Origin of the sequence: Escherichia sp. MOD1-EC5189, from assembly GCF_002966045.1 — a bacterium.
Taxonomy (GTDB): domain Bacteria; phylum Pseudomonadota; class Gammaproteobacteria; order Enterobacterales; family Enterobacteriaceae; genus Escherichia; species Escherichia coli_F.
Window position 1 is genome coordinate 23,855 of sequence record NZ_PTRX01000030.1, and the last position, 20,528, is coordinate 44,382.

Annotated in this window: 20 protein-coding genes; 12 read left to right on the top strand and 8 right to left on the bottom strand. The window is 53.8% G+C overall.

Annotation, left to right across the window (positions count from 1 at the left end; translation table 11 throughout):
* Nucleotide 1: 1 nt before the first annotated feature.
* From hycD to ATB02_RS20825, 8 genes are all read left to right on the top strand, one after another.
* On the top strand, nucleotides 2–925 hold the full coding sequence (hycD, locus tag ATB02_RS20790; RefSeq protein WP_000115219.1) for a formate hydrogenlyase subunit HycD: 924 nt from the start codon (nucleotides 2–4) through the stop codon (nucleotides 923–925).
* A gap of 17 nt (nucleotides 926–942) precedes the next feature.
* On the top strand, nucleotides 943–2,652 hold the full coding sequence (gene hycE, locus ATB02_RS20795; protein WP_001288134.1) for a formate hydrogenlyase subunit HycE: 1,710 nt from the start codon (nucleotides 943–945) through the stop codon (nucleotides 2,650–2,652).
* A gap of 9 nt (nucleotides 2,653–2,661) precedes the next feature.
* A complete protein-coding gene (hycF, locus tag ATB02_RS20800) occupies nucleotides 2,662–3,204 on the top strand; it encodes a formate hydrogenlyase subunit HycF (RefSeq protein ID WP_000493785.1) in 543 nt (180 codons plus the stop codon).
* On the top strand, nucleotides 3,204–3,971 hold the full coding sequence (gene hycG, locus ATB02_RS20805; RefSeq protein WP_000067390.1) for a formate hydrogenlyase subunit HycG: 768 nt from the start codon (nucleotides 3,204–3,206) through the stop codon (nucleotides 3,969–3,971). Before hycF ends, hycG begins: the two co-directional genes overlap by 1 nt.
* On the top strand, nucleotides 3,968–4,378 hold the full coding sequence (gene hycH, locus ATB02_RS20810; RefSeq protein WP_001291919.1) for a formate hydrogenlyase assembly protein HycH: 411 nt from the start codon (nucleotides 3,968–3,970) through the stop codon (nucleotides 4,376–4,378). The genes hycG and hycH overlap by 4 nt, the downstream gene beginning before the upstream one ends.
* On the top strand, nucleotides 4,371–4,841 hold the full coding sequence (gene hycI / locus ATB02_RS20815) for a hydrogenase maturation peptidase HycI (RefSeq protein WP_000132961.1): 471 nt from the start codon (nucleotides 4,371–4,373) through the stop codon (nucleotides 4,839–4,841). The genes hycH and hycI overlap by 8 nt, the downstream gene beginning before the upstream one ends.
* Nucleotides 4,842–5,008: 167 nt before the next feature.
* On the top strand, nucleotides 5,009–5,320 hold the full coding sequence (locus ATB02_RS20820; RefSeq protein WP_000547555.1) for a type II toxin-antitoxin system HigB family toxin: 312 nt from the start codon (nucleotides 5,009–5,011) through the stop codon (nucleotides 5,318–5,320).
* Nucleotides 5,317–5,736 carry a helix-turn-helix domain-containing protein gene (locus tag ATB02_RS20825; protein WP_000126291.1) on the top strand — a complete coding sequence of 140 codons (420 nt, stop codon included), beginning with the start codon at nucleotides 5,317–5,319 and terminating at the stop codon, nucleotides 5,734–5,736. The genes ATB02_RS20820 and ATB02_RS20825 overlap by 4 nt, the downstream gene beginning before the upstream one ends.
* Before the next feature lie 114 nt (nucleotides 5,737–5,850).
* Here the strand turns inward: ATB02_RS20825 and ascB are convergent, their stop codons facing one another.
* Both ascB and ascF read right to left on the bottom strand, forming a co-directional pair.
* Complete coding sequence (ascB, locus tag ATB02_RS20830) at nucleotides 5,851–7,275, bottom strand: 6-phospho-beta-glucosidase AscB (protein WP_105272177.1); 1,425 nt, start codon at nucleotides 7,273–7,275, stop codon at nucleotides 5,851–5,853.
* A gap of 8 nt (nucleotides 7,276–7,283) precedes the next feature.
* The gene (gene ascF / locus ATB02_RS20835; protein ID WP_105272174.1) at nucleotides 7,284–8,741 is read right to left on the bottom strand and encodes a PTS cellobiose/arbutin/salicin transporter subunit IIBC; all 1,458 of its coding nucleotides are present in this window, start codon (nucleotides 8,739–8,741) and stop codon (nucleotides 7,284–7,286) included.
* A gap of 259 nt (nucleotides 8,742–9,000) precedes the next feature.
* Between ascF and ascG the strand changes: the two genes are divergently transcribed.
* From ascG to hypF, 3 genes are all read left to right on the top strand, one after another.
* On the top strand, nucleotides 9,001–10,011 hold the full coding sequence (ascG, locus tag ATB02_RS20840; RefSeq protein WP_105272178.1) for a DNA-binding transcriptional regulator AscG: 1,011 nt from the start codon (nucleotides 9,001–9,003) through the stop codon (nucleotides 10,009–10,011).
* 148 nt (nucleotides 10,012–10,159) lie between these two features.
* Complete coding sequence (gene hydN, locus ATB02_RS20845) at nucleotides 10,160–10,687, top strand: electron transport protein HydN (protein ID WP_001078777.1); 528 nt, start codon at nucleotides 10,160–10,162, stop codon at nucleotides 10,685–10,687.
* Nucleotides 10,688–10,839: 152 nt separating this feature from the next.
* Nucleotides 10,840–13,092: a carbamoyltransferase HypF gene (gene hypF, locus ATB02_RS20850; RefSeq protein WP_105272179.1), complete on the top strand. Its 2,253-nt coding sequence runs from the start codon at nucleotides 10,840–10,842 to the stop codon at nucleotides 13,090–13,092.
* Nucleotides 13,093–13,218: 126 nt separating this feature from the next.
* Here hypF and norW read toward each other — a convergent pair whose 3' ends face one another.
* Nucleotides 13,219–14,352 (bottom strand): NADH:flavorubredoxin reductase NorW, encoded by a 1,134-nt coding sequence (norW, locus tag ATB02_RS20855; protein WP_105272175.1) that lies wholly within the window; start codon nucleotides 14,350–14,352, stop codon nucleotides 13,219–13,221.
* Nucleotides 14,349–15,788 (bottom strand): anaerobic nitric oxide reductase flavorubredoxin, encoded by a 1,440-nt coding sequence (norV, locus tag ATB02_RS20860; RefSeq protein ID WP_000029633.1) that lies wholly within the window; start codon nucleotides 15,786–15,788, stop codon nucleotides 14,349–14,351. Before norV ends, norW begins: the two co-directional genes overlap by 4 nt.
* A gap of 186 nt (nucleotides 15,789–15,974) precedes the next feature.
* Between norV and norR the strand changes: the two genes are divergently transcribed.
* Nucleotides 15,975–17,489, top strand: a complete 1,515-nt coding sequence (gene norR, locus ATB02_RS20865) for a nitric oxide reductase transcriptional regulator NorR (protein WP_105272176.1) — start codon at nucleotides 15,975–15,977, stop codon at nucleotides 17,487–17,489.
* Here norR and gutQ read toward each other — a convergent pair.
* From gutQ to srlD, 4 genes are all read right to left on the bottom strand, one after another.
* Entirely contained in the window at nucleotides 17,486–18,451 is a 966-nt protein-coding gene (gene gutQ, locus ATB02_RS20870; RefSeq protein WP_032184984.1) for an arabinose-5-phosphate isomerase GutQ, read from the bottom strand. The genes norR and gutQ overlap by 4 nt on opposite strands.
* Nucleotides 18,444–19,217 (bottom strand): glucitol operon DNA-binding transcriptional repressor SrlR, encoded by a 774-nt coding sequence (srlR, locus tag ATB02_RS20875; RefSeq protein ID WP_000804546.1) that lies wholly within the window; start codon nucleotides 19,215–19,217, stop codon nucleotides 18,444–18,446. The genes gutQ and srlR overlap by 8 nt, the downstream gene beginning before the upstream one ends.
* A 66-nt stretch (nucleotides 19,218–19,283) precedes the next feature.
* A complete protein-coding gene (gene gutM, locus ATB02_RS20880; protein WP_000252910.1) occupies nucleotides 19,284–19,643 on the bottom strand; it encodes a transcriptional regulator GutM in 360 nt (119 codons plus the stop codon).
* A gap of 105 nt (nucleotides 19,644–19,748) precedes the next feature.
* Nucleotides 19,749–20,528: a sorbitol-6-phosphate dehydrogenase gene (gene srlD / locus ATB02_RS20885; RefSeq protein ID WP_001077351.1), complete on the bottom strand. Its 780-nt coding sequence runs from the start codon at nucleotides 20,526–20,528 to the stop codon at nucleotides 19,749–19,751.

Genomic DNA, 20,528 nt, shown 5'->3' on the forward strand with positions numbered 1-20,528 from the left:
AATGAGTGTTTTATATCCGTTAATTCAGGCGCTGGTGTTATTTGCCGTTGCGCCGCTGCTCTCCGGTATTACCCGCGTGGCGCGCGCCCGCTTGCATAACCGTCGCGGGCCGGGCGTGTTGCAGGAGTATCGCGACATTATCAAACTGCTGGGTCGTCAGAGCGTTGGTCCCGATGCCTCCGGCTGGGTGTTCCGCCTGACGCCGTATGTGATGGTGGGCGTCATGCTGACTATCGCTACTGCGCTGCCGGTGGTGACTGTCGGTTCTCCGCTGCCGCAACTGGGCGATTTGATCACTTTACTGTATCTCTTCGCCATCGCGCGTTTCTTCTTTGCCATTTCTGGTCTGGATACCGGTAGTCCGTTTACTGCTATTGGCGCGAGCCGTGAAGCGATGCTGGGCGTGCTGGTTGAACCGATGTTGCTGCTTGGTCTGTGGGTCGCCGCGCAGGTGGCCGGTTCCACCAATATCAGCAACATCACCGACACCGTTTATCACTGGCCGCTGAGCCAGAGCATCCCGCTGGCGCTGGCGCTTTGTGCCTGTGCGTTCGCCACTTTTATCGAAATGGGCAAACTGCCGTTCGACCTGGCGGAAGCCGAGCAGGAGCTACAGGAAGGTCCGCTCTCTGAGTACAGCGGCAGCGGCTTTGGCGTCATGAAATGGGGTATCAGCCTGAAACAGCTGGTGGTGTTACAGATGTTCGTCGGGGTGTTTATTCCGTGGGGACAAATGGAAACCTTCACTGCCGGTGGGCTGCTGCTGGCGCTGGTGATTGCCATCGTCAAACTGGTGGTCGGCGTACTGGTTATCGCGCTGTTCGAAAACAGCATGGCCCGTCTGCGTCTTGATATTACACCACGCATTACCTGGGCTGGTTTTGGCTTTGCATTTTTAGCGTTCGTCTCCTTGCTGGCGGCGTGATTAAAGAGAGTTTGAGCATGTCTGAAGAAAAATTAGGTCAACATTATCTCGCCGCGCTGAATGAGGCATTTCCGGGCGTCGTGCTGGACCACGCCTGGCAGACCAAAGATCAGCTGACCGTCACCGTGAAGGTGAACTATCTGCCGGAAGTGGTGGAGTTCCTCTACTACAAGCAGGGCGGCTGGCTGTCGGTGCTGTTTGGTAACGATGAACGCAAACTGAATGGTCATTACGCCGTTTATTACGTGCTGTCGATGGAGAAGGGCACCAAGTGTTGGGTAACTGTTCGCGTCGAAGTTGACGCCAACAAACCAGAATATCCGTCCGTGACGCCGCGCGTTCCGGCGGCGGTGTGGGGCGAGCGTGAAGTGCGCGATATGTACGGTTTGATTCCGGTAGGGCTTCCGGATGAACGCCGTCTGGTGCTGCCGGATGACTGGCCGGATGAACTCTACCCGCTGCGTAAAGACAGCATGGATTATCGTCAACGTCCGGCACCAACTACTGATGCTGAAACCTACGAGTTCATCAACGAACTGGGCGACAAGAAAAACAACGTCGTGCCGATTGGTCCACTGCACGTCACTTCTGACGAACCGGGCCACTTCCGTCTGTTCGTCGATGGCGAAAACATTATCGACGCCGACTACCGCCTGTTCTATGTCCATCGCGGCATGGAAAAACTGGCGGAAACCCGCATGGGTTACAACGAAGTGACCTTCCTCTCCGACCGTGTGTGCGGGATCTGCGGCTTCGCCCACAGCACCGCTTACACCACGTCGGTGGAAAACGCGATGGGTATTCAGGTGCCAGAACGTGCGCAGATGATTCGCGCCATTTTGCTGGAAGTGGAACGCCTGCACTCGCATCTGCTCAACCTTGGACTTGCCTGCCACTTCACTGGCTTTGACTCCGGTTTTATGCAGTTCTTCCGCGTGCGTGAAACCTCCATGAAAATGGCGGAGATCCTTACCGGTGCGCGTAAAACTTACGGCCTGAACCTGATCGGCGGGATTCGTCGCGATCTGCTGAAAGATGACATGATCCAGACCCGTCAACTGGCGCAGCAGATGCGTCGTGAAGTGCAGGAGCTGGTGGATGTGCTGCTGAGCACACCGAACATGGAACAGCGCACTGTCGGCATTGGTCGTCTGGACCCGGAAATTGCCCGCGACTTCAGTAACGTCGGCCCGATGGTCCGTGCCAGCGGTCACGCCCGTGATACCCGTGCCGATCACCCGTTTGTTGGTTATGGCCTGCTGCCAATGGAAGTCCACAGCGAGCAGGGCTGCGACGTGATTTCCCGTCTGAAAGTGCGTATCAACGAAGTCTATACCGCGCTGAACATGATCGACTACGGTCTGGATAACCTGCCGGGCGGTCCACTGATGGTGGAAGGCTTTACCTACATTCCGCACCGTTTTGCGCTGGGCTTTGCCGAAGCGCCGCGCGGTGATGATATTCACTGGAGCATGACCGGCGACAACCAGAAGCTGTACCGCTGGCGCTGCCGTGCCGCGACCTACGCGAACTGGCCGACCCTGCGCTACATGCTGCGCGGCAACACCGTTTCTGATGCGCCGCTGATTATTGGTAGCCTGGACCCTTGCTACTCCTGTACCGACCGCATGACCGTGGTCGATGTGCGTAAGAAGAAGAGCAAAGTGGTGCCGTACAAAGAACTTGAGCGCTACAGCATTGAGCGTAAAAACTCGCCGCTGAAATAAGGAATCGCCATGTTTACCTTTATCAAAAAAGTCATCAAAACCGGCACGGCGACCTCGTCTTACCCGCTGGAGCCGATTGCGGTTGATAAAAACTTCCGTGGTAAGCCAGAGCAGAACCCGCAGCAGTGCATCGGCTGTGCAGCCTGCGTCAATGCCTGCCCGTCAAACGCCTTAACGGTTGAAACTGACCTCGCCACCGGTGAGCTGGCGTGGGAGTTCAATCTTGGACGCTGCATCTTCTGTGGACGCTGCGAAGAAGTCTGCCCGACGGCGGCGATCAAACTGTCGCAAGAGTACGAACTGGCGGTGTGGAAGAAAGAAGATTTCCTGCAACAGTCTCGCTTCGCGCTGTGCAACTGCCGCGTCTGCAATCGTCCTTTCGCCGTCCAGAAAGAGATCGACTACGCCATTGCGCTGCTTAAGCACAATGGTGACAGCCGTGCGGAAAACCACCGCGAAAGCTTTGAGACTTGCCCGGAATGTAAGCGCCAGAAATGCCTGGTGCCGTCCGACCGTATTGAACTGACTCGCCATATGAAAGAGGCCATCTGATGAGCAATTTATTAGGCCCCCGTGACGCCAACGGCATTCCGGTCCCGATGACGGTGGATGAATCCATCGCCAGTATGAAGGCGTCGTTACTGAAAAAAATCAAACGTTCTGCCTACGTTTACCGCGTGGACTGCGGCGGCTGCAACGGCTGCGAAATTGAAATTTTCGCTACCTTATCGCCGCTGTTCGATGCAGAACGCTTCGGCATTAAAGTTGTGCCGTCTCCGCGTCATGCGGATATTTTACTGTTTACCGGCGCGGTCACCCGTGCAATGCGATCCCCTGCGCTGCGTGCGTGGCAGTCTGCGCCGGACCCGAAAATCTGTATCTCCTACGGCGCCTGCGGTAACAGCGGCGGGATCTTCCACGATCTCTACTGCGTGTGGGGGGGTACGGATAAAATCGTCCCGGTGGATGTCTACATTCCGGGGTGCCCGCCAACGCCTGCCGCCACGCTGTACGGCTTTGCAATGGCGCTCGGCCTGCTGGAGCAGAAAATTCACGCCCGTGGGCCGGGTGAACTGGATGAACAACCGGCAGAGATCCTGCATGGCGATATGGTGCAGCCGCTGCGTGTAAAAGTAGATCGCGAAGCACGCCGCCTGGCGGGTTATCGTTACGGTCGCCAGATTGCCGATGATTTCCTGACGCAGTTAGGGCAGGGTGAAGAGCAGGTTGCACGCTGGCTGGAAGCGGAAAACGATCCGCGTCTGAACGAGATTGTCAGCCATCTGAATCATGTTGTTGAAGAGGCGCGTATTCGATGAGTGAAAAGGTGGTGTTCAGTCAACTGAGCCGTAAATTTATTGATGAGAACGATGCTACGCCCGCCGAGGCGCAGCAGGTGGTCTATTACAGCCTGGCGATTGGTCACCACCTTGGGGTTATCGATTGCCTGGAAGCCGCGCTCACCTGCCCGTGGGATGAATATCTGGCATGGATTGCCACTCTGGAGGCGGGCAGCGAAGCCCGCCGCAAAATGGAAGGCGTGCCAAAATATGGTGAGATCGTTATCGACATTAACCATGTGCCGATGCTGGCCAACGCATTCGATAAAGCCCGGGCAGCGCAAACTTCGCAGCAGAAGGAATGGAGTACCATGCTGTTAAGTATGCTGCATGATATTTATCAGGAAAATGCCATCTATTTGATGGTGAGGAGACTGCGTGACTGACGTTTTACTCTGTGTTGGCAATAGCATGATGGGCGATGATGGCGCAGGTCCGCTGCTGGCGGAAAAGTGCGCCGCCGCGCCGAAAGGTAACTGGGTGGTGATTGACGGCGGAAGCGCACCGGAAAACGACATTGTCGCCATCCGCGAACTGCGCCCGACGCGACTGCTGATTGTCGACGCTACGGATATGGGGCTAAACCCCGGCGAGATCCGCATCATCGACCCGGATGACATCGCTGAGATGTTTATGATGACTACCCATAACATGCCGCTGAACTACCTTATCGACCAGTTGAAAGAAGATATTGGCGAAGTGATTTTCCTCGGTATCCAGCCGGATATCGTCGGTTTTTACTACCCGATGACCCAGCCGATTAAAGATGCGGTAGAAACCGTTTATCAACGTCTGGAAGGCTGGGAAGGGAATGGTGGATTTGCGCAGTTAGCGGTGGAAGAAGAGTAGTTCGTAGACAAACATATTCACGTTTTTGAATTTGGACGTGCTATTGTGACGTTTAGACGGGTGTTTACATATTGTGAACACTCGTGTGATCAACTACTATAGAAAAATAAAACCGAAGGAACGGGTAGTCCAGGCTTAGTCATTCAGGCGCTGATAAGGAAGTTAAAATGCACATCATTTCGAAAGCGCCATTTGAAGAGTGCGCGCGCAAATATCCTAACGACGCTCTGGCTCTACACTCATTGTATCGGGTTATTAAGGAAACGGATTTTTCTACGCCAGAAGAAATGCGAACGGCGTTTCCCAACCTCGACAATTTTAAATATCGCAACAAATGGTACGTTCTGGATGTCGGCGGGAACAATCTTAGGGTTATTGCCTACATAAACTTTGTTAATAAGCGGTTCTTTGTGAAGCACATAACGAATCATGCCGAGTATGACAAACTGACACGTTACTACAGAGAGAACAAAGAATGACTGCTAATGCTGCACGCGCTGTTAAAGCAACAAGAGAACTGGTCAATGCAGTCCCCTTTCTGGGAGGCAGTGACTCAGAAGATGATTATCGTGAAGCACTGGAACTGGTCGAATATTTGATTGAAGAAGATGACACCAATCCACTTATCGACTTTCTGGCGAGCCGCATTGCAGAGTATGAAAACAACCACGAAAAGTTTGCAGAGTTCGACAAAGCCGTTGCTGCAATGCCGGTTGGCGTGGCGTTACTTCGCACGTTGATTGATCAACATAATCTGACCTATGCGGATTTGAAGAACGAAATCGGCTCTAAATCCCTGGTCAGTCAGATTTTGTCTGGACAAAGATCCCTGACGATATCCCACATTAAGGCACTTTCAGCCCGATTTGGCGTTAAGCCTGAATGGTTTCTTTGATTTTTGACTGATGCCAATCCCCAGATTGCCCGATGCGCTGCGCTTATCGGGCCTACATGTCGCACGAACTATGTAGGCCGGATAAGGCGTTCACGCCGCATCCGGCACGTTTGCTTACTCTAAATCTTCACCGTTACTGGCAATCACTTTTTTATACCACCAGAATGATTTCTTACGCGTGCGCGCCAGCGTGCCGTTGCCTGCATCGTCACGGTCTACGTAGACAAAACCGTAGCGTTTGCTCATTTCACCCGTTGACGCGGAAACTAAATCAATACAGCCCCAGGTGGTGTAGCCCATCAGCGGAATGCCGTCTGCAATCGCTTCGCCCATTGCGCGGATATGTTCGCGTAAATAGCTGATGCGATAGTCGTCGTTAATCTCGCCATTGGCAGCAAATTTATCTTTTGCACCCAGGCCGTTTTCCACCAGAAACAGCGGCTTCTGATAACGGTCATACATCATGTTCATAGTGATACGCAGACCGAGTGGATCAATACCCCAGCCCCAGTCGCTCACCTGTAGATACGGGTTACGCAGCGATTTCACCACGTTCGCCGCACTGCTGTTGTTGGCGTTCATCTCCGCCGAGGCGCAGCGCGAGGCGTAATAGCTGAAAGAGACAAAATCGACGGTGTTTTTCAGGATTTCATCATCGCCCGGTGCTTTGTCGATGGTTACCCCTTTTTCGCGGAATACGCGGGCAGAGTAAGCCGGATACGCGCCCCGCGCCTGCACATCGATAAAAAACAGGTTTTCCCTGTCTTTCTCCAGCGCTGCCCAGACATCTTCCGGCTTGCAGCTGTAAGGGTAGAAGTTGCCGCCCGCCAGCATACAGCCCACCTGATTTTGCGGGTTAACCTCATGGGCGATTTTGGTGGCTAACGCACTGGCAATCAGTTGGTGATGCGCAGCCTGATATTTCACCTGATCCTGATTTTCCCCTTCTTCAAACACCAGACCCGCGCCGGAGAACGGGCTATGCAACATAATGTTGATTTCATTGAAGGTGAGCCAGTATTTCACCAGGCCATCAAATGCTTCAAAGCAGGTCCGGGCGTAGCGGCTGAAAAACTCCACCAGCTTGCGGTTACGCCAGGAGCCATATTCAGTGACCAGATGCATCGGCACGTCGAAGTGACACAACGTGACCAGCGGTTCGATACCGTACTTTTTACACTCTTCAAATACCGCGCGGTAAAAAGCAATGCCCTGCTGGTTGGGCGTCAGTTCATCGCCCTGCGGAAAGAGGCGGCTCCAGGCAATCGAGGTGCGAAAAACCTTGAATCCCATCTCTGCCATCAGGGCGATATCTTCTTTATAACGATGATAAAAATCCGTCGCCTCATGGCTGGGATAAAACTCGTCATCGCGCAACTGAAAACGTTTTTCCAGCCCCAGTTTCACCGCCATTCGATGCTCGCCGTGTGGGATCATATCGACCGTGGTCAGCCCTTTGCCACCTTCACGGTACGCACCTTCAGATTGGTTGGCGGCAAGCGCGCCGCCCCATAAAAAACCTTGCGGAAATACTGACATTTTCATCCTCAATTAAGACTTACTTCTTTGGCGACGGTCGGTTGTACGCTCTGATGCTTTCGCGCCTGGGCAGCCGCTTCCTCAACAGGAATATCCTCAAAGCCGAGCAACAGTGTGAGGATAAACGACAGCACGACCGCCAGCGCCATGACGGCGAACACCCAGACGATGCTCATTGGATTCACCGGGTCGAAGAACTGCACGCTGGTAAATAATCCCGGCGCTGCCATTGAGTGGCTGGCAAGCCCCGCCATACCGGCAACCGCGCCGCAAATAAAACCGCTGATAAGACTGGCGATAAGCGGACGTTTCAGGCGGATCGCCACGCCGTATAATGCCGGTTCGGAAATCCCCGCCATAATGGCCGATGCCGCCGCCGCCAGCGCCGTCTGGCGCAGTTCCGGGTTTTTCGTTTTCCACGCCACCGCCAGCGATGAACCGCCCAGCGACAGGTTAGCGCCGATTTCTGACGGCATGACCATCCCTTCTTTGCCGGTTTCGGCAATAGTTTGAATGATGGTTGGCGTAAAGACGCGGTGCATCCCGGTCATTACCAGCAGAGGCCACAGCGCGCCCATAATGGCGACTGAAAGCCAGCCCAGATAACCATGAATGGTGTAAACCAGTGCCGAAATGGCGCTACCGATCCAGATACCAATCGGGCCAATCAGCAGGATTGCCAGCGGTGCGGCAATTAACACAATCAGCATTGGCTTGAGGAAGTTTTTCGTCACCGCCGGTGTAATGCTGTCCACCCAGCGTTCGATATATGACAGGCACCAAGTCATCACCAGCGCCGGGATCACCGTGTAGGTGTATTTCACCGCGGTGACCGGAATCAGGGCAAATTCGACATGTTCACCCTGGGCCGCTTTCGCCATCAGTTCAATAAAACTCGGATGTACCAGCACACCCGCGATGGCAATCGCCAGCGACATATTGGTTTTAAATTTGATGGCGGCAGATGCCGCGACCATTAGCGGCAGGAAGAAGAAAGCACCATCACCAATCACATTCAGAATGGTTAAGGTCGGCGCTCCTTTTGTCAGCACTCCGCTCATCTCGAGGATCATCGCCAGCAGTTTGACCATCGATCCGCCGATGATCGCCGGGATCAGCGGTGACATGGTGCCGATCAGCGCATCCAGGATCCCCGCACCAATGCGACGTAGCGTGAGTTTGGGTTTCCCCACGGGCTGCGTGGGCTGCATATCTCCAGGTAACAAGCTGACAACTTCCTGAAAAGCCTGCGAAACCGTATTACCTATAATCACCTGACACTGGTTGTCACTACGTACCACACCGAGCACGCCGGAGATAGTTTTTAACGTTGGGCTGTCGATCAGTGCATCATCTTTGATAACAAAGCGCAAACGCGTCATACAGTGCGTGACTGCCGAGATGTTATCAACGCCGCCCAGTGCCGCTATCACCGAGCGTGCCAGCGCCGCATAATTTTTGGCCATCGGATTTTATCCTGTTATCAGTAGGGTAGAGGTAGTTGTTATCAGTCGACGTGACGGGAAATTGCCGATGCTGAAACGGAATTAAGAAACCGGTTTCACAAAATCATGAATAGTTGATACTGATTAAGCAAGAGAGTTAATTGCTCATTTTTTATATTTGTGAAACCGGTCACCTGAATATTTTTCCCGCTGCTTGCGCAAGGACAATCAGCCAACGGTGCAGTACACTGCGTTGATTGCGTGTAAAGGGATGAAAATGATGACGACAATGCTGGAAGTGGCGAAGCGCGCCGGGGTTTCAAAAGCGACCGTTTCCCGCGTGCTTTCAGGTAATGGCTACGTCAGCCAGGAGACTAAAGATCGCGTGTTTCAGGCGGTAGAAGAGAGCGGTTACCGCCCAAATTTGCTGGCGCGCAATCTGTCAGCGAAGAGTACCCAGACGCTAGGGCTGGTAGTGACCAACACGCTTTACCACGGCATTTATTTTAGTGAATTACTGTTTCATACCGCGAGAATGGCGGAAGAGAAAGGGCGTCAGCTGCTATTGGCAGATGGCAAACATAGCGCCGAAGAAGAGCGCCAGGCGATTCAGTATCTACTGGATCTGCGCTGCGACGCCATTATGATTTACCCGCGCTTTTTAAGCGTGGATGAAATTGATGACATCATTGACGCACACAGTCAGCCGATAATGGTGCTCAATCGCCGCCTGCGCAAAAACAGCAGCCATAGCGTCTGGTGCGATCATAAACAGACCAGCTTTAACGCCGTGGCAGAGTTGATAAACGCCGGACATCAGGAGATTGCTTTCCTTACTGGTTCGATGGATTCCCCCACCAGCATTGAACGCCTTGCCGGATATAAAGACGCGCTGGCGCAGCATGGTATTGCACTCAATGAAAAACTTATCGCTAACGGTAAATGGACGCCTGCCAGCGGGGCCGAAGGGGTAGAAACGTTGTTCGAACGTGGGGCTAAATTTAGCGCATTAGTTGCCAGTAACGACGATATGGCGATAGGTGCGATGAAAGCGTTGCATGACCGTGGCGTAGCGGTGCCGGGGCAAGTGTCGGTTATTGGATTTGATGATATCGCAATTGCCCCCTACACCGTTCCGGCGCTCTCCAGCGTAAAAATTCCGGTGACTGAGATGATTCAGGAAATAATTGGGCGGCTGATATTTATGCTCGATGGTGGTGCTTACACACCGCCGAAAACCTTCAGCGGAAAACTAATCCGCCGCGACTCACTCATTGCTCTTTCGCGATAAACATTGTCATCACATGTCATCGTCACTAGTGTCGATGACATCGTTTTTTCTGCATTGCAGAATTTAATTTCTTTAAATAACAATAAATTAAAAGTTGGCATGATTTGTGAATGTATCGGCGCATTAACTGTCATTGCTGGAGAATTTGATGAACCGTTTCATCATTGCTGACGCGAGTAAATGTATTGGTTGTCGTACCTGTGAAGTGGCGTGCGTGGTTTCTCATCAGGAGAATCAGGACTGTGCATCGCTGACCCCGGAAACTTTTTTACCGCGAATCCATGTCATTAAAGGTGTGAACATTTCCACGGCGACAGTCTGCCGTCAGTGTGAAGATGCACCGTGCGCTAACGTCTGCCCGAATGGTGCTATCAGCCGTGATAAAGGGTTTGTTCATGTCATGCAGGAACGTTGCATTGGTTGCAAAACCTGCGTTGTGGCTTGCCCGTATGGTGCGATGGAAGTGGTAGTGCGTCCGGTGATTCGCAACAGCGGCGCAGGGCTTAACGTACGCGCTGACAAAGCCGAAGCTAATAAATGCGACCTCTGTAACCATCGTGAAGACGGCCCGGCCTGTATGGCTGCTTGCCCGACCCATGCGCTGATTTGTGTCGATCGTAATAAACTTGAACAACTGAGCGCAGAAAAACGCCGCCGCACGGCGCTGATGTTCTAAAAATCTTACAGAACTGTTCTGGCATCAAAGGAATTCCCGGAAATATTCGTAGAATACGGAGCGGGCGGTATCGCCAACCTGTGACTACCGGATGCGACGCGGTCGTGTCCGGCTGGGCGGGTTACGCAATTCATGATGGCGGGAATAACTCAATGGCAAAAAACACATCTTGCGGTGTCCAACTGCGTATTCGTGGCAAAGTGCAGGGCGTCGGTTTTCGTCCCTTTGTCTGGCAACTGGCACAGCAATTAAATCTTCACGGCGATGTCTGTAATGACGGCGATGGCGTAGAAGTCCGGCTGCTGGAAGACCCGGAAACGTTTCTTGTTCAATTGCATCAGGATTGTCCGCCGCTGGCGCGTATTGATAGCGTCGAATGTGAGCCGTTTATCTGGATGCAGCCGCCCACTGAGTTCACCATCCGCCAGAGCGCGGGCGGCGTCATGAATACGCAAATTGTTCCCGATGCCGCAACTTGCCCTGCCTGTCTTGCCGAAATGAATACCCCAGGCGAACGGCGTTATCGTTATCCGTTTATCAACTGTACCCACTGCGGCCCGCGTTTCACCATTATTCGCGCGATGCCTTACGACCGTCCGTTTACCGTGATGGCGGCGTTTCCGCTATGTCCGGCCTGCGATAAAGAATATCGCGACCCGCTCGATCGTCGCTTCCACGCCCAGCCGGTGGCCTGCCCGGAGTGTGGCCCACATCTTGAATGGCTAAGTCATGGTGAACATGCGAAACAAGAGGCGGCATTACAGGCGGCTATCGCTCAGTTAAAAATGGGCAACATTGTCGCTATCAAAGGGATTGGCGGATTTCATCTCGCCTGCGATGCGCGTAACAGTAACGCGGTGGCGACACTACGGGCGCGCAAACATCGCCCGGCGAAACCGCTGGCGGTTATGTTGCCAACGGCAGAAGGTTTGCCCGACGCTGCCCGTCAGTTGCTCACCACGCCCGCCGCGCCGATTGTACTGGTGGATAAAATATATGTTCCGGAACTTTGTGACGATATCGCCCCTGGCCTTAACGAAGTCGGGGTGATGTTGCCTGCGAATCCGCTCCAGCATTTGCTGTTACAGGAACTGCAATGCCCGCTGGTGATGACCTCCGGCAACCTGAGCGGTAAACCACCGGCTATCAGCAACGAACAGGCGCTGGAGGACTTGCAGGACATTGCCGACGGATTCTTGATTCATAACCGCGACATCGTGCAGCGGATGGATGATTCAGTGGTGCGCGAAAGTGGCGAAATGTTGCGCCGCTCGCGGGGGTATGTACCGGATGCGCTGGCTTTGCCTCCGGGCTTTAAAAATATTCCTCCTGTGCTGTGTCTCGGTGCGGATCTGAAAAATACCTTCTGTCTGGTGCGTGGTGAACAGTCGGTGTTGAGTCAACATTTGGGCGATTTAAGTGACGATGGCATTCAGATGCAGTGGCGCGAAGCGTTGCGCCTGATGCAAAACATCTACGATTTTACTCCACAGTTTGTGGTGCATGATGCGCATCCGGGCTATGTCTCCAGCCAGTGGGCGCGTGAGATGAATCTGCCGACGCAAACGGTGCTGCATCACCATGCCCACGCGGCGGCGTGTCTGGCAGAACATCACTGGCCGCTGGATGGCGGTGATGTCATTGCTTTGACGCTCGACGGTATTGGTATGGGCGAGAACGGCGCTTTATGGGGCGGCGAGTGCTTGCGGGTGAACTATCGCGAATGCCAGCACCTGGGCGGTTTGCCTGCGGTGGCGCTTGCTGGTGGCGATTTGGCTGCAAAGCAGCCGTGGCGAAACCTGCTGGCGCAGTGCCTGCGCTTTGTACCGGAGTGGCAGAATTACCCTGAAACGGCAAGTGTGCAACAGCAAAACTGGAGCGTGCTGGCGCGGGCCATTGAGCGTGGAATTAACGCGCCGCTGGCGTCATCGTGTGGGCGTTTGTTCGATGCTGTGGCGGCGGCACTGGGCTGTGCGCCAGCCACGTTAAGTTATGAAGGTGAAGCGGCTTGTGCTCTGGAGGCGCTCGCAGCTTCGTGCCACGGAGTGACGCATCCGGTGACGATGCTGCTGGTGGACAATCAACTGGATCTCGCCACTTTCTGGCAGCAGTGGCTGAACTGGCAGGCACCGGTTAATCAACGCGCGTGGGCATTTCATGATGCGCTGGCGCAGGGTTTTGCCGCGTTGATGCGTGAGCAGGCCACGATGTGCGGTATCACTACGCTGGTATTTAGCGGTGGGGTTATTCATAACCGTTTGCTGCGTGCACGTCTGGCGCATTATCTTGCTGATTTTACGTTGCTCTTCCCGCAGAGTTTACCGGCGGGGGATGGCGGGTTGTCTCTGGGGCAGGGGGTTATTGTTGCGGCCCGTTGGGTGGCGGGTGAAGTCCAGAACGGATAAACGTGTTGCATTTGGATGCAGTGCCGGATGCGGCGTGAACGCCTTATCCGGCCAACACATGCGCTCCCCGTAGGTCGGATAAGACGCGCCAGCGTCGCATCCGACATTTTGGGCACACTAGCCCGCCTACATCGGCAAGGTTTTCAACAATCCAAACGCCTCTTTCATCCGATCCTCACTGACTACAAAGGCGCGAAGCTGGTCGGCATCGTCAACGCCGCGCGCCACCATTCCCTGGCTTTCGGTACAAATCTGCCAGTGCAAATCCCGACGCTGGGTTTCGCCTGCCAGATGCAGCGGTAATTCCGGCGTTTTGATTTTCACCAGCATCGCCGGTAGTTTCAGCGACGTGTTATTGCCGAGAAGATTTTTTGCCAGCACCATCGCGCTAAGTTGAATCGGCTGGAGGAACGGCAATACCTGACCGTTAATTTCCGCGCAATCGCCCAGCGCATAAATATCGGCATTACTGGTTTGCAGATAACTATCGACGCAAACGCCGCGATTAATCGTCAGCCCGGCGCGTCGTGCCAGGGCGGTTTCCGGGCGCAGTCCGGTGGCGGCAATTACCGCATCCACTTCGATGCTGCGCTGGCGGTCCAGCGTTGCCAGAATGCCAGAATCCGTTTTTTCCAGCCCCTGCAACTGAGATTTCAACAGCAGATAAACGCCCATCTCCGTCAACCGATGCTGCAAGCGGCTGCTTACTTCCGGTGGCATTAACGACGCCAGAATACTGGCAGCGTTGTCGATTAGCGTGACCGCTTTGCCTGCCCGACAAAAATCCATCGCCAGTTCGCTACCAATCAAACCACCGCCTACAATCAACACCCGTCGGGCATCCCGCAGTTGTGTTTCACAGGCGCGATACTCTTGCTGACTATTTAACGTCAGCATTAACTCACGCCCAGGCACCGGCGGGACAAAGGCACTGGCACCGGTTGCCAGCACTAGCTTGTCGTATTGCCACTGATTATTCTGGCTTTTCACCACATGGGCTTCGGCATCGATATCCGTCACCCAGGTGTGCGGAAACAGGCGCAGATTAAACTGCTCGGCAAATTCACCCGCCGTCTGGCGGGTAAGGTCGTCGGCACGTTGCCCCTGACTGATCACATGGCTAAGATCAGGTTTGTTGTACTCATCCATGCTGTCGGCGGCAATCAGGGTCAATGGAATACCGGTATCCTGTTTACGAATATTTTTCACCAGTTGGCGGGCGGCGAAGCCTGAACCAATGATCACAATGCCGTTGCTCATTTTGCCTCCGATGCCAGTTCGTCAAAGACGTCTTTGCCGAGGGAGCATTCCGGGCACAGGAAGTTATCCGGGACTTCACTCCACGGCGTGCCTGGCGCAACGTCCTGCATTGGCTCGCCTTTTGCCGGATCGTAAATCCACTGGCAGACGCTGCACTGCATCCGTGGGCCGAGGTCAGCCGTCGTGGTGGCACAGGTTTCTTCTTTAACCACCGTATTCACCGTGCTCTGCGGCAGCGGCGAAAGCGCCCACTGACGGGCAATTTCACGACCATGTTCACGGCATAACTCCAAAGCGTCCTGGTCCGGTCGCCATTTGGCTTTCAGGCTAAGCGACATTTCGAAACCCGCATCTTGCAGGCGCGTGGAAAGACGATCCACCGCACCGCCGCTCCAGCCGTGAGAGCCGAAAGCACTGGCGCGTTTGTTACGGAAGCGTAATCCGGTCATCTCCTCCACCAGCCCGGCGATTTTCGGCATCATCACGTTATTCATCGTCGAAGTGCCGACCAGCACGCCTTTTGAGCGGAAGACATTGGTCAGGATTTCGTTTTTATCGCTTCGGGCGACGTTGAAAATTTTCACCGCTACGCGCGGGTCGGTTTCCGCTATCCCCTGGGCGATAGCGTCAGCCATCATGCGGGTGTTATTCGACATGGTGTCGTAGAAAATGGTGATTCTGTCTTCCTGATAATCCGCCGCCCATTTCAGGTACAGCTCGACAATTTGCGTCGGGTTATCGCGCCACACCACACCATGAGAGGTGGCAATCATATCGACCGGCAAGTTAAAGCCCAGGATCTCGGTGATTTTCGGCGTTACCAGGCGGCTGAACGGTGTCAGGATATTGGCGTAGTAACGCTGACACTGCTCGAAAAGCTCGGTCTGATCCACTTCATCGTTGAACAGATGCTCGTCGCAGTAGTGCTGACCGAAAGCATCGTTACTGAACAGCACCGCGTCGCCCGTCAGGTAAGTCATCATGCTGTCCGGCCAGTGCAGCATTGGCGTTTCGACAAAAATGAGTTGTTTACCGTTGCCGATATCCAGCGTGTCGCCAGTTTTCACCACATTAAAATTCCACTCCGGATGATGGTGATGACCATTTATCGAGTCGATAGCGTTGGCAGTACAGTAGATCGGCGTATCGGGAATTTGCGCCATCAGTTCGGTCAGCGCCCCGGCGTGGTCCTCTTCAGCATGGTTAATCACGATGTAATCGATATCCGCCAGATCGATTTCATTACGCAGGTTCTGCACAAATTCGCGGCTGAATTTATGGTCGACGGTGTCGATCAGCACGTTTTTTTCTTCGCGAATGAGGTAGCTGTTGTAGCTGCTGCCGCGCAGCGTTTTATATTCCGTGCCGTGAAAATCACGCACTTCCCAGTCACGTTGACCAACCCAATGAATGTTATTTTTCACCACAATAGACATAGCAACCTCAATTTATTCAGCGTGTTCTAAAAAGATGTCTTGCTAATTGCAGATTGCGTGCCAGTTTTTTATCTGATTGTTTTTAATCTATAAATTAATTTATGCTCATTAATGAGTAGTCAAAATGACTATCAATCAAATGGTCGATATGACAATATCTATAGTCAAATTGACAGTGAGGCAAAGATGAGTTTTTCCGTTGATGTGCTGGCGAATATCGCCATCGAATTGCAGCGTGGGATTGGTCATCAGGATCGTTTTCAGCGCCTGATCACCACGTTGCGTCAGGTGCTGGAGTGCGATGCGTCTGCGTTGCTACGTTACGACTCGCGGCAGTTTATTCCGCTTGCCATCGACGGACTGGCGAAGGATGTACTCGGTAGACGCTTTGCCCTGGAAGGGCATCCGCGGCTGGAAGCGATAGCCCGCGCCGGGGACGTGGTGCGTTTTCCCGCAGACAGCGAATTGCCCGATCCCTATGACGGTTTGATTCCAGGGCAGGAGAGTCTGAAGGTTCACGCCTGCGTTGGTCTACCGTTGTTTGCCGGGCAAAACCTGATTGGCGCATTGACGCTCGACGGGATGCAGCCCGATCAGTTCGATGTTTTCAGCGACGAGGAGTTACGGCTGATTGCCGCACTGGCGGCGGGAGCGTTAAGCAATGCGTTGCTGATTGAACAACTGGAAAGTCAGAATATGCTGCCGGGCGATGCCGCGCCGTTTGAAGCGGTGAAAGAGACGCAGATGATCGGCCTGTCGCCAGGCATGACGCAATTGAAAAAAGAGATTGAGATTGTGGCGGCGTCCGATCTCAACGTCCTGATCAGCGGTGAGACGGGAACCGGTAAGGAGCTGGTGGCGAAAGCGATTCATGAAGCCTCGCCAAGGGCGGTGAATCCGCTGGTCTATCTCAACTGTGCCGCACTGCCGGAAAGTGTGGCGGAAAGTGAACTGTTCGGGCACGTGAAAGGGGCGTTTACTGGCGCTATCAGTAACCGCAGCGGGAAGTTTGAAATGGCGGATAACGGCACGCTGTTTCTGGATGAGATCGGCGAGTTGTCGTTGGCATTGCAGGCCAAGCTGCTGCGGGTGTTGCAGTATGGCGATATTCAGCGCGTTGGCGATGACCGTAGTTTGCGGGTCGATGTGCGCGTGCTGGCGGCGACTAACCGCGACTTGCGCGAAGAGGTGCTGGCAGGGCGATTTCGTGCTGACTTGTTTCATCGTCTGAGCGTGTTTCCACTTTCAGTGCCGCCGCTGCGTGAGCGGGGCGATGACGTCATTCTACTGGCGGGGTATTTCTGTGAGCAGTGCCGCCTGCGGTTGGGGCTTTCCCGCGTGGTGTTAAGTTCCGGGGCGCGGAATTTATTGCAACATTATAGTTTTCCGGGAAACGTGCGTGAACTGGAACATGCTATTCACCGGGCGGTAGTGCTGGCGAGAGCGACCCGCAGCGGCGATGAAGTGATTCTTGAGGCGCAACATTTTGCTTTTCCTGAGGTGACGTTGCCGCCGCCAGAAGCGGCGGCGGTGCCTATTGTTAAGCAAAACCTGCGTGAAGCGACAGAAGCGTTCCAGCGTGAAACTATTCGCCAGGCGCTGGCACAAAATCATCACAACTGGGCTGCCAGCGCACGGATGCTGGAAACCGACGTCGCCAACCTGCATCGGCTGGCGAAACGTCTGGGGCTGAAGGATTAAATAATCCCGGCCTGATAGAAATCCTGCAGGTTAATTGCGCCGGTAAGTTTGCCATTTTCATCCACCACTGGTGCGGCGGTGATTTTGCGCTTCATCAGGATCTCTTTGGCGTCGATGGCGCGACTTTGCGATAGCAACGTCGTGCCGCCTGCCGTCATCGCTTCATTAACTGGCGTGGTGAGTGCACCGCCGCCAACCAGCCAGCGACGTAAATCCCCGTCGGTAAAGACGCCTTTCACCAGCCGTTGATCGTCGCACACGGCTACCAGTCCCAGACCGGTGCGACTGAGTTCCAGCATCGCATCCATCACGCTGGCGGTTAACGTCACCTGCGGGATGGCGTCATCACGGCGCATCAGATGATGCACTTTGTTCAGCAAGCGAGCGCCCAGTGCCCCAGCTGGGTGGGAGCGGGCAAAATCTTCTTCATTAAATCCACGCGCCTGCATGACCGCCATCGCCAGTGCGTCGCCCATCATCAGGGTATTCACAGTGCTGGAAGTCGGCGCAAGGTGCATCGGGCAGGCTTCGCGTTCTACCGAAATATCCAGCACCGCTTTCGCCGCCAGGCCCAGCGGTGACGTCAGTTTGCCGGTCATCGCCAGCAGCGCGATAGATTTATCTTCCAGACGCGGAATAATCAGATCCAGTTCCTTCGCGCCACCGGAGTAAGAGATAAACAGCATCACATCGCGGCTTTCAATCATCCCAAGATCGCCGTGCAGTGCTTCTGCCGGATGGACAAAAAAAGCCGGTGTGCCGGTACTGGCAAGTGTTGCGGCGATTTTCTTACCAATGTGGCCCGATTTGCCAATTCCCGAAACCACCACTTTGCCTTCGCAGTGCAGGATGATATTGGCGGCGCGAACAAAATCATCGCCCAGACGTTCTGGTAAACGGCTTGCTTCCTGCAACTCCAGCATTAACGTCTGACGTCCCGCGTTCAGTAGTGCTTCACTCATTGCTCTCTCCGGTTATGATCACATCGATCCCTTTCTCTTCCAGCGCCTGACGAAACGCCGGATCGATACCTGCGTCGGTAATTAGCTTATCGACGCTTTCAAGACTGCAAACTACGTTGGGGCTTTTACGGCCAAACTTTGATGAGTCCGCCATCAAAATCACTTCGCGCGCGGCATTGCACATTGCCTTACTGACGGTATAAACCTCGTTGAACGTGGTTACGCCCGCATTGAGATCGATGCCGTCGGTGCCCATAAACAATTTATCGAAGCTGAAATGTTCGAAGGCGTTCTCTGCCAGCTGCCCGTGAAATGAGGCCGATTTTTTACGAAATGTGCCGCCCGGCATCAGGATAGTTTGTTCGTTATCCAGTTCGGATAGCGCATTGACGATGTGCAGGCTGTTGGTCATCACCGTGATGTTATTAAAGCGCGAGAGCAGGGGCACCATCTGTAATACGGTACTGCCAGCATCAAGAATGATTGAATCGCCATCATGAATAAAACTGACGGCAGCTTCTGCAATCAGCTCTTTCTTGTGGGTGTTGATGAGCGTTTTATGATCGATAGGTGGATCGGATTCCTCTTTATTTAACACCACGCCGCCATAAGTACGAATGACGGTTCCTGCATGTTCCAGAATGACCAGATCTTTGCGAATGGTTGTGCCTGTGGTGTCAAAGTATTGCGCCAATTCTTCAACCGAGCATTTCCCCTGCTTTTGCAGGTACTCCAGAATGGCGGCCTGACGCTGACGAGGTTTCATGGGCGTGATTACCTGATTTAGGTTTCAAAATGATAACTTCGCAAGCTAGTAACATTCACAACGAAATTATCCACGTTTCAGTTTAAGCGCCAATGATAGAGCATTCTGTGATAGTGGATCATGGGGAAAGATCACATCGGGCTGTAAATCAGCAGAATGCATGCCTGTAATTGCGGGAATTTTTTGCGGTCGGGCGAAGACGGTCAGTCCTTTCATAAACAAGGTATCGACGATGCGCTGCTGATCGTCCAGGGCGATGGCGACCACGACCCGCGGTTTAAAGCGCCCGCTGGAACGGCCCACGCCAACCCGCCCTTGCTGGCATAGTGTGTCGAAGGCACGGTTAAAACGAGAAATTTGCCAGCCGCCTAAGGCCAGTTGCGCACACCAGGCGATAACGGCGACGGTGATGAGTGCGGATACCATAACTTTTCCTTAATGTAGTGGCGGAAGTCCTGTAGGCCTGATAAGCGTAGCGCATCAGGCATTCTATTAGTCTCGCGGAGATCCTTAACGGATCTCCGCTGTTGATCAGAACATCACCTGACCGCCGGTGACATTAATCGACTGTCCAGTGCAGTACGATGCCTTTGGACTGGCGTAGAACAGCAGCATATTCAGCACATCCTGATAATCGCAGCCGCGTTTGAGCGGTACTTTGTCGATGTAATACTGCTCGACTTGATCCGGTTTGATACCCAGCTTGGTCGCGTATTGCGGCAACAATGACTGGAACATCGGTGATTTCAGCAGGTTACCGAGCATCAGCGAATGGACCGTAATGCCATACTCAGCCAGATCCAGTGCCAGTGATTGAGTCAGCCCTACGCCACCAAATTTCGCTGCACTGTAACCAGAGTTATGCTTACTACCCACTTTGCCGGATTTCGAGTTGATCTGAATAATACGTCCCTGAATACCGTCGCGGATCATCAAACGCGAGAATTCACGCGCACACAGGAAATAGCCCACTAGGTTAACTTGTAGCGAACGATCAAAATCGCCGAGCTGGAAGTCGCTGATAAAGGCTGCTTTTGCTATTCCGGCGCTGTAGACCAGTAAATCCACGCGACCAAAGATTTCATCTACCCCACGAGAGAGCGCCAGAACGCTCTGCTCGCTGGTGGCGTCAGCACCAAAACCGTACGCTGTTCCTTCACCATATTCGGCGTTAATTTCTTGCGCCACATTTGCGGCCTTGTCGCTCTGAATATCGACAACCGCGACGCGATACCCCTCGGCAGCCAGACCGTGGCACAGGAACGCGCCTAAGGTTTGCCCACCACCGATGACAACGGCAACCTGATTCAT